The sequence below is a fragment of the Microcystis sp. M165S2 genome (assembly GCF_020245885.1).
In the GTDB taxonomy this organism is placed as follows: domain Bacteria; phylum Cyanobacteriota; class Cyanobacteriia; order Cyanobacteriales; family Microcystaceae; genus Microcystis.
The window spans coordinates 1-8,405 of the sequence record NZ_JADBTZ010000004.1 but is presented as its reverse complement, the minus strand read 5'-3'; the positions used below and the strand labels follow the sequence as shown (position 1 = coordinate 8,405).

The 8,405-nt window shown below is 45.3% G+C and carries 8 protein-coding genes and 1 pseudogene; 6 read left to right on the top strand and 3 right to left on the bottom strand.

The features are described 5' to 3' along the window. The coding region (locus IM479_RS00165) for a helix-turn-helix domain-containing protein (protein ID WP_185240746.1) at positions 1-95 on the bottom strand (95 nt) is incomplete at its 3' end. 91 nt (positions 96-186) lie between these two features. Between IM479_RS00165 and IM479_RS00160 the strand changes: the two genes are divergently transcribed. From IM479_RS00160 to IM479_RS00130, 6 genes and pseudogenes are all read left to right on the top strand, one after another. Next, a complete protein-coding gene (locus tag IM479_RS00160) occupies positions 187-324 on the top strand; it encodes a DUF433 domain-containing protein (protein WP_287685768.1) in 138 nt (45 codons plus the stop codon). Positions 325-489: 165 nt separating this feature from the next. Next, complete coding sequence (locus IM479_RS00155) at positions 490-1,203, top strand: 2OG-Fe(II) oxygenase (protein WP_287685767.1); 714 nt, start codon at positions 490-492, stop codon at positions 1,201-1,203. Positions 1,204-1,489: 286 nt separating this feature from the next. Continuing rightward, entirely contained in the window at positions 1,490-2,188 is a 699-nt protein-coding gene (locus IM479_RS00150; protein WP_287685766.1) for a hypothetical protein, read from the top strand. A 374-nt stretch (positions 2,189-2,562) separates the two neighbouring features. After that, positions 2,563-3,055 (top strand): annotated as a pseudogene (locus tag IM479_RS22460) (methyltransferase); the annotation flags it as partial. 494 nt (positions 3,056-3,549) lie between these two features. Further along, on the top strand, positions 3,550-4,848 hold the full coding sequence (locus tag IM479_RS00135; RefSeq protein WP_287685763.1) for a homoserine dehydrogenase: 1,299 nt from the start codon (positions 3,550-3,552) through the stop codon (positions 4,846-4,848). Between the two features lie 18 nt (positions 4,849-4,866). After that, positions 4,867-5,802, top strand: a complete 936-nt coding sequence (locus tag IM479_RS00130) for a LysM peptidoglycan-binding domain-containing M23 family metallopeptidase (protein WP_287685762.1) — start codon at positions 4,867-4,869, stop codon at positions 5,800-5,802. 131 nt (positions 5,803-5,933) lie between these two features. Here the strand turns inward: IM479_RS00130 and IM479_RS00125 are convergent, their stop codons facing one another. Together IM479_RS00125 and trpC are read right to left on the bottom strand one after the other, a co-directional pair. Then, positions 5,934-7,088, bottom strand: coding sequence for a pyridoxal-phosphate-dependent aminotransferase family protein (locus tag IM479_RS00125; protein ID WP_286825805.1), 1,155 nt, complete (start codon positions 7,086-7,088; stop codon positions 5,934-5,936). 274 nt (positions 7,089-7,362) lie between these two features. Then, positions 7,363-8,253, bottom strand: coding sequence for an indole-3-glycerol phosphate synthase TrpC (gene trpC, locus IM479_RS00120; protein ID WP_287685761.1), 891 nt, complete (start codon positions 8,251-8,253; stop codon positions 7,363-7,365). Positions 8,254-8,405: the final 152 nt, after the last annotated feature.

Here is an 8,405-nt window from a genome sequence, read left to right as displayed (position 1 = left end):
TTGTTGTAAACTAATCTTACACAGCCCAAAGTGCGCCGCAATAGCGACTCTTGTTCGGGTGTGGGGTAAAATCGAAACGAGTAGGCTTTTTCCATGTCTCACATTTTAGCATATATTTCGTAAATGTGCTAATATTTAATAGTAAAGCCGTCGTAGAACGACGGGGTTTCAGACCCAAAATTTTCGATGAAATTATCCAAAAGATCAAGAATAGCCGACAATAAAATGATGCAATGGCAAAAAAGAATCCTTAGTGCGCCTCTGGTATATCACGGTCAAGTCTGTATTAAGGGAACTCGCATTATTCTCTCTACTCGCGCTTAGAAATTAATTGAACGTACCCGCGAAACCTTTGCATCAGCGTACATCTGCCTTTTTCCGGATACGGGCAAAGCTCTCGATGCAACGCAAACCTGTTATAATCACCAACTAGATGGAATTCGTGACCGCGTGGGAATGTATCTAGGGCTTTGGGGTGGGAAAGCTGCAATGACAACTGACTTTATCGAGATCTACGAACATGCTTTACGCCCCGAATTGTGCGAAGAGATCAGGCATCGTTTCGAAGCCAGCGACCGCAAGTCGGATGGACGGATCGGTCATGGAGTCGACAAATCCAAGAAGAACAGCACCGACATCACCATCACAGGCCTCTCCGAGTGGAGCGATTTGCACAGTCAGATACTCGACAGCACACTGCGTCACCTGATGTTGTACATTCGCAAGTATCCATATCTGATCACGAGTGCGTTTGCATTGAGCTTGCAAGATCCGGCTACCGGACTGGTCAGGGCGTTAACAGCTTCGGATGTTGGGGCGGCATCGGACCTAGAACTCGGCGAGTATTTGTTCAGAGTGTTTCGACCGGGAGCGATCAACGTTCAGAAATACTCGAAGAGTCTCGGGGGTTACTACTACTGGCATTCGGAAATCTATCCTCGCGACCCAGCTGCTGAGACGCTCCATCGCGTCCTTTTGTTTATGTTCTATCTGAACGATGTAGAGCGCGGTGGTGAGACGGAGTTCTTGTACCAAGAACGGAAGCTCAAGCCGACCTCTGGGACGATGGTGATCGCTCCCGCCGGTTTTACCCACACCCATCGCGGCAATGTGCCCGAGTCGCACGACAAGTACATTCTGACCAGCTGGATCTTGTTCAACCGCGCCGAGCAGCTCTATCCTCGCAAACCCAATCCTGCGTGAGACGACACAAGCGACACAAGGACAGGCATTGCCAACCTCGCCATTTTACTGGCAACCGGAACGTTGCGTGGCTCACGATCGGATGTTGGCAACGCGGTAACAAGGGACGAGATGGGCAAATGAATTGGGGCGGAAAATGGAAGGGCAAAAAAGATTTGAGCCGAATGCCTGACAACGGACGGAGTGAACCGTCTGGTGATGGTAGCTCTCTACTCGCACTTAGAAATTAATTGAATGGAAACTATCAGTAATCAGTGATCAATCAACCTTTAACCATGAGTCAGTTATGATGATCAAATTATTAAGATCTGTAGTCATTTTTGCAAGTTTACTGAATGTTACACCTAGGATGGCAAATCATCCACCCCGACAAGTTGCTCAAGCGTCTAGCGCTTATTCGATTCAAGGTTATTGTTTTTCAGTCGCTAATGATGATCTGGATTCTACGGCGAGGATTTATATTCAGGGAAATCAAGTCACGGGTCGGGTAGAAGCTACGATTCATAATGAACAAGAATCTTATTATAGTTCCTATACTCAAACCTTACAAGGAAGGAAAAATGGAAATCATTTAAACTTAAATATCAAGACAAAAATTGAGTTAGATACTCAAACAACTCAAGAAACATGGACGTTAACTTCAGATTCTTTGAATACGGGACGAGTCGTTTATCAAAAACAACCTTGTTTAGTGTCTCAAATTCGGTTTGCCCCAGGAACTAATACCACTACAGTTAATCAATCGGTTGTTCGAGGGAGTCAAGATATTTATTTATTAAGAGCGAATCAAGGACAGAGAATGGATCTGAAAATTACAGCATTAGAAAATAATGCCGTATTCGATGTGATTGCACCGAATGGGCAAATTTTGAAAACAGAAGCTACCCAATCTAGTTTAAAATTACCGGCTACTGGAAATTATGAAATAATTGTAGGGGGAACTCGTGGCAATGCCACCTATAAATTAAATGTTAAAATTCAATAAATAGAAGGAAACATGGAACAGCCTTGTAGCCTTGTAATAAGACTTAGAATTGAGCTTGAGAACGAGTTTCCTGGACGAATTCGAGGCACTCTTCCCAGTTGTTGCCTTGCCAAGTTCCGGCGAACTTCAGCAGCTCCCCTGCTTTAGTTCCTCGTTTAACTCTCTACTCGCGCTTAGAAATTAATTTCATGGAAACTTTACCGAGTGCTGTAATGCAAGGGCTTTATTTTTCTCTCTACTCGCGCTTAGAAATTAGCTGAATCTCCCCCAATCCCTTTCCTGTTGACTCTTGCCTCATCTCAACCAGCAATTTAAATGCGCGGGCAGCTTATCCTATATGGTACTGTTTAACTTTATTCCCACAAAAGTTGATTATGTCCTTACCTGAACTCCCTCTTCATCTTCAATTAACCCAAATGATTTCGGGTTACTGGCTATCTCAAGCTATCTATGCTGCGGCTAAATTGAGTCTAGCCGAGCATTTAAGCAAGGGAGCGAAATCTTGTCAAGAGTTAGCCTCCCTAACTGAGACTAACCCCCTTAGCCGAACATTTATCTAGTGACCATCCCCGGTCAGTAAAAGCGACAGCGATTATGTTAGGAGAGGCCCCCCATTATCAAGCCGGGGGAAATGTGTTATATAGTATTAAAACGGGACAACCATCCTTTGATGATCTGTTTGGGATGGGGGTCTTTGAATATTTTCAAACCCATCCGCTAGATGCAGAGATTTTTGAACAGTCGATGAATAGTTTTTCTTTTTCGAAGGAGAAGGCTATTTTAGCTGTGTATAATTTCTCTGAATTTCAAACCCTAGTAGATGTAGGTGGGGAATACGGTGAGATGTTGGGGACAATCTTAGAGCAAGGATATGGGAGCCAAAAAAATCGTTATTTTTATGGGTTTCTGTTATTCTTGTTTACCTATTTTTTATCCATTCTATTTCTTTGGTATGGTAATTGGGGCTGGATAACTTAGTTGCTCGTGCAGTTGAGTCAAATTACCCTAACTAATAATGCTAACATGGCTCTTTGCTCAGAAAGAGTCGATTGATTTGTTCAAAAATATCAACTATATAGAGGGTTATTATCATCAGAAATTAGAGTTATGATCAAAAATGTTACTGACATTGCCGAATATCTATATCGGTCAATAAAATCAATAACAATTACAGGATAAGCGTTTAAACTTGATCGAGATTGGCTTGATTTTAATACAAAAATACTGAATATTTATCATCCTCAGGCCTTGAACCCCAGCAAAAGAAAACCCACCGTCAAAGACCTTGTAATGATAAAATCGACAATGGCGACGGCTTGGCCATTAGTATTTTTTGCGTCGGACTAGCAGGAGATAAAAGCGTGACCTTTAAGATTGGTTTACTCGGTTTCGGGGTTGTGGGGACGGGAACAGCGAAAATCCTCCTTGATCCTTTTGGTCGTCATCCCGTACTCAAAGAGATTACCATTGGACGAGTGGGAGTTAGAACCCTAGATAAACCGAGAGAAATCGAGCTTTCTCCCCATATTTTGACCACTGACCTAGAATCGATCGTTACTGACCCCGAAATTGATATTATTGTCGAATTATTGGGGGGTTTGGAACCGGCGCGCTCTTTAATTCTCCAAGCAATCGCATCGGGAAAGCACGTTGTTACGGCAAATAAGGCGGTTATTGCCCGTTTTGGTGATGAAATCTACGCCAAGGCTAACGAAAAAGGGGTTTATGTCCTCCTAGAAGCGGCCGTGGGTGGTGGAATTCCCGTCATTAAACCCTTAAAACAATCCCTCGGTGCTAATCGCATCAGCAGTATCATGGGAATTGTCAACGGCACAACTAACTATATTCTCACGGAAATGAGCCAAAAAGGGGCAGATTTTAGCGAAGTGCTGGCCAAAGCTCAGGAATTAGGCTATGCAGAAGCGGATCCCACTGCGGACGTGGATGGATTCGACGCGGCCGATAAAATTGCCATTTTAGCTTCTTTGGGTTTTGGAGGTCGGGTAAAACGGGAAGATGTTTACTGTGAAGGTATCCGGCAAGTTAGCGCCGTCGATATCGCCTACGCTGATAGACTGGGATTTGTGATTAAATTATTAGCGATCGCAAAAGATACGGTTAAGGAGGATTCCGATACCCTAGAGTTGCGGGTTCATCCGACCCTAGTACCGAAAACTCATCCCCTCGCTAATGCTAACGGAGTCTATAACGCTATTCTCGTCGAGGGGGAACCCTTGGGGCAAGTGATGTTTTATGGACCCGGTGCCGGTAGCGGACCGACGGCCAGCGCGGTAGTATCGGATGTGATGAATATCGTCGGAATTTTAAAAAGTAGTGGCAAAACCAAGGAACTTGACCCGCTTTTAAGCTGTATTCACCAGCATTATTGTCAAATCGCCCCGATGGAGGATTTATCGACCCGTTTTTATGCTCGTTTTCTCTGTCGCGATGTGCCGGGGGTAATCGGTCATTTAGGTATGGCTTTCGGCGACCATGGGGTTAGTCTAGAATCCGTGGTACAAATTGGTATTAGGGGTGATTTAGCCGAAATTGTCGTTGTCACCCACGATGTGCGCGAGGGTAATTTCCGCAACGCTTTAGCGGCAATAGAGTCTTTAGAAGCTATTGACAGTATTCCTAGTATTCTCCGGGTTTTGTAGTCAAGAAATCGCTTTTTTATGGTCATGGGTCGGAGAATCAAAAGTGAGAAAAGTTGGCTAAGTTTCTCTAGCACAATTTTGTTTTTTTGTCTAGGTTTTTTGACCTTGAATCAAAAATTAATTTTTGCCCAAGGGTCTGATAATGTTTGTCCCCTGCCGATTTTATCAAGGTTACAACGCCATAAAATCCAAGCGGGAGAAACAATCGCCTCAATCGCCGAAAAATACGCTCTCATCCCCGCAACGATAATTAAACTCAATCCGACTATTCTCAAAAATGGTTTGGCCCCCGTCGGGAAAGAAATCTTCATTCCCCCGATGAACGGCATTCGCATCGAAGCACCCCGGGGTTCCACTTGGCGCGATTTAGAAGCGGCCTATGGTATTCGTGCCGATATACTCTTTGAGCTTAACGGTTGTGGTCGCCAGCCGACAATAGTTTTTATCCCCGGCACCAATTGGTCCGCCGCCGGCAAGCGATCGGATTATACTGGATTAAGTTCTTATCCCTTACCCTTTGCCAGCACTGTCGGATTAGCCTACGGTTGGCAAAAAAGCCCCACGGAACGGAAAAATCTCTTTCATAGTGGTATTGATCTTCTCGCCGATGTTGGTACACCAGTTCTAGCTGCCGAAGATGGTCTAGTGATTTATGTGGGTCAGGAAGGGGCCTATGGTAATTTGGTAGTAATTAATCATTTAGGTCGCCGGCAGACCCGTTATGCTCATTTAAGCAGGGTTACAGTGAGAATTGACCAACGGGTACGAGCAGGAGACGTTATCGGCACGGTTGGCACCACGGGACAACCAGATATTATTCCCCCCCATCTTCATTTTGAAGTGCGCTTAGATACTCCCGTCGGTTGGACAGCGCAGGATCCGGCTTTGCATTTGCCCCAAATCGGCCCGCAATCAAGTCATACTAAATCCTGTTTAAAAGGTATAGGAGAGTGAGTGAGTGCCGAGCGGGGGAAGCAATTCATAACAGGGTTTTTAAAGTTGGATTGGGAGTTAATCATACTATAAAGTATATTTTCCCGCCAAAATCCCCCTCTCTGGGGAGAAGGGGAAAAATAAACCCAAGATTAACCCTGTACCATGACAGAAGCAGCCGCAGCCACACCAGCACCGGGGGTGACACCTTCGACACCTAACTCGATTAAAGTCGCTTCAATGGCAGCGATAACTGTGAGGATATCCCGCTCACTAGCAAAACCTAAATGACCGATACGGAAGATTTTACCCTTGAGGTGATCCTGACCACCAGCGACAGCGATGTCGAACTTTTTATTGAGAGTCGAACGAATTTTTTCCGCATCCACCAGAGTGGGGGCCACCGCAGTAATCGCCGTGGAAGCGCAGGAATCCGCCGCGTAGAGGGGCAAATCCAGGGCGCGCATACCGGCCCGCGTCATCTGGGTTAAGCGTTGGTGACGGGCGAAAATTGCCGCTAATCCCTCCCTTCTCATCATTTGCAGAGAAGCTTGTAAACCGTACATCAGGTTAACTGGAGGGGTAAAGGGGGAACTATCCTCATCGGTGGCTTTTTTGTATTTGCCTAAATCTAGATAAAAACGGGGCAGTTTGGCGGTTTCGTAGGCTTTCCAAGCTTTTTTGCTCACGGAAACAAAACCTAAACCGGGAGAAATCATATAACCTTTCTGGGAACCAGAACCGACCACATCTAAACCCCATTCATCGATGGGAATATGATAAGCTCCTAAACTGGTGACAGCATCGACGATAATTAAAGCTTCCCCGTGGTCTTTTACCGCTTTGTTAATGCTTTCCAAGTCATTGAGAACCCCGGTGGAAGTTTCCGAATGGGTGATAATTACCGCTTTGATGGCTTTTTCCTTGTCTTCGGTCAGTTTAGCGGTGAATGCCTCTGGATCTAGGGGTTTACCCCATTCTGCCTTAATGACATCCACATTTAAGCCGTATGCTTTCGCCACTTTCGCCCAACGTTCCCCAAATTTACCATTATCCCCCACCAAAACTCGATCGCCGGGGCTGAGAAAATTAATAATTCCCGCTTCCATGGCACCGGTTCCCGAAGCAGTTAGCATTAAAACATCGCCACTGGTTTGATGCAACCATTTAAGATTTTCGGTTAATTCGGCGATTACCTTGCTAAAAGCACCCGTCCGATGACCTATAGGTGCTTTAGCCATAGCCAATAATACCGCTTCCGGCACTGGTGTCGGGCCGGGAATCATCAACATATTTTTATTTTCCATGGTTCGTCCTCTCTCGTTGGGCCATATTTAAAAAGATAAAAAACCAAATCTCGATCGCATCAATTCTGAGGGGATGATTTAAGATTCGGCAAACTCTGATTATATCCCGGCAGATAGCCGTGTCAGGAGTCAGTATTCAGGAGATAGGGTGATAGGGTTTTGGGGTGATGGGGTTTTGGGGTGATAGGGTGATGAGATAGCTTCCCCATCTCCCCACTCCCCACTTCCCCACTTCCCCACTTCCCCACTTCCCCACTTCCCCACTTCCTAACTCCTATTCCCGATTTTCAAAGAGTTTCTGGATACCGACGGCAGCATCGGGCAGTTTTACCAAAGATTCGCCGATTAGAACCGCATTTGCTCCCGCTTGCTTCACTGTGGCTAGATCTGCAGCCTGGTGTAATCCCGATTCGCTGACGATCAGAATACCTTTTTCTCGCACCTGTTCACCCCTGGCTTCTAGTAATTGGCGAGTATTGTCTAAATCGACTTTAAATGTCTCTAAATTGCGGTTATTGATGCCGATTAGTTCGATTCCCTCAATGGCTAACACTCGATCGAATTCGGCCAAACTATGCACCTCTACCAAAGCTGTCATCCCTAAACCCTTGACAATTTTGACAAAATATGCTAGGTCTTGATCGCTTAAAATAGCGGCAATTAAAAGGACAGCATCGGCTCCTTTAGAGCGAGCGTAGTAGATTTGATAGGGATAAAGGATAAATTCTTTGCATAATAGGGGCAAAGATACCGCTTGCCGGACGAGGGTAAGATTTTCGTAACTACCTTGAAAAAACTTACTATCGGTTAGGACTGATAAACAAGTGGCTCCCCCCTGTTCATAGGTACGGGCGATCGCTACAGGATCAAAATCTTCCCGGATAACTCCCTTGCTCGGGGAAGCTTTTTTCACTTCGGCAATCAAAGCGGGTTGGGTTTTCCCCTGTTTTAAGGCGGCTAAAAAGTCGCAAGGTGGCGCAGTATTGGCTATTTTTTGGCGTAATTCTAATAAAGGCAACCGTTCGCGCAATTTATCGACTTCCATCTCTTTATGCCAAACGATTTCTTCTAAAATATTTTGCGGTTGTGCCTCCGGCACTTTCACCACATAACTCAAACTCTCAACTTTGACGGCAGGATTGGGGTGTTTTCTTCGGATCTGCATTTTTTCACTGTCCAGAGTGTGAACAGTGATTAGTTTAACAGTGATTAGTTATCGGTAATTCAAATAGAGACGCAGTTAACCACGTCTCTACAGACATTTATCTAGGGTCTGCTGAAAAAGTTTTTCGGTGGGGGTTGGGGGTTGGGGGTTGG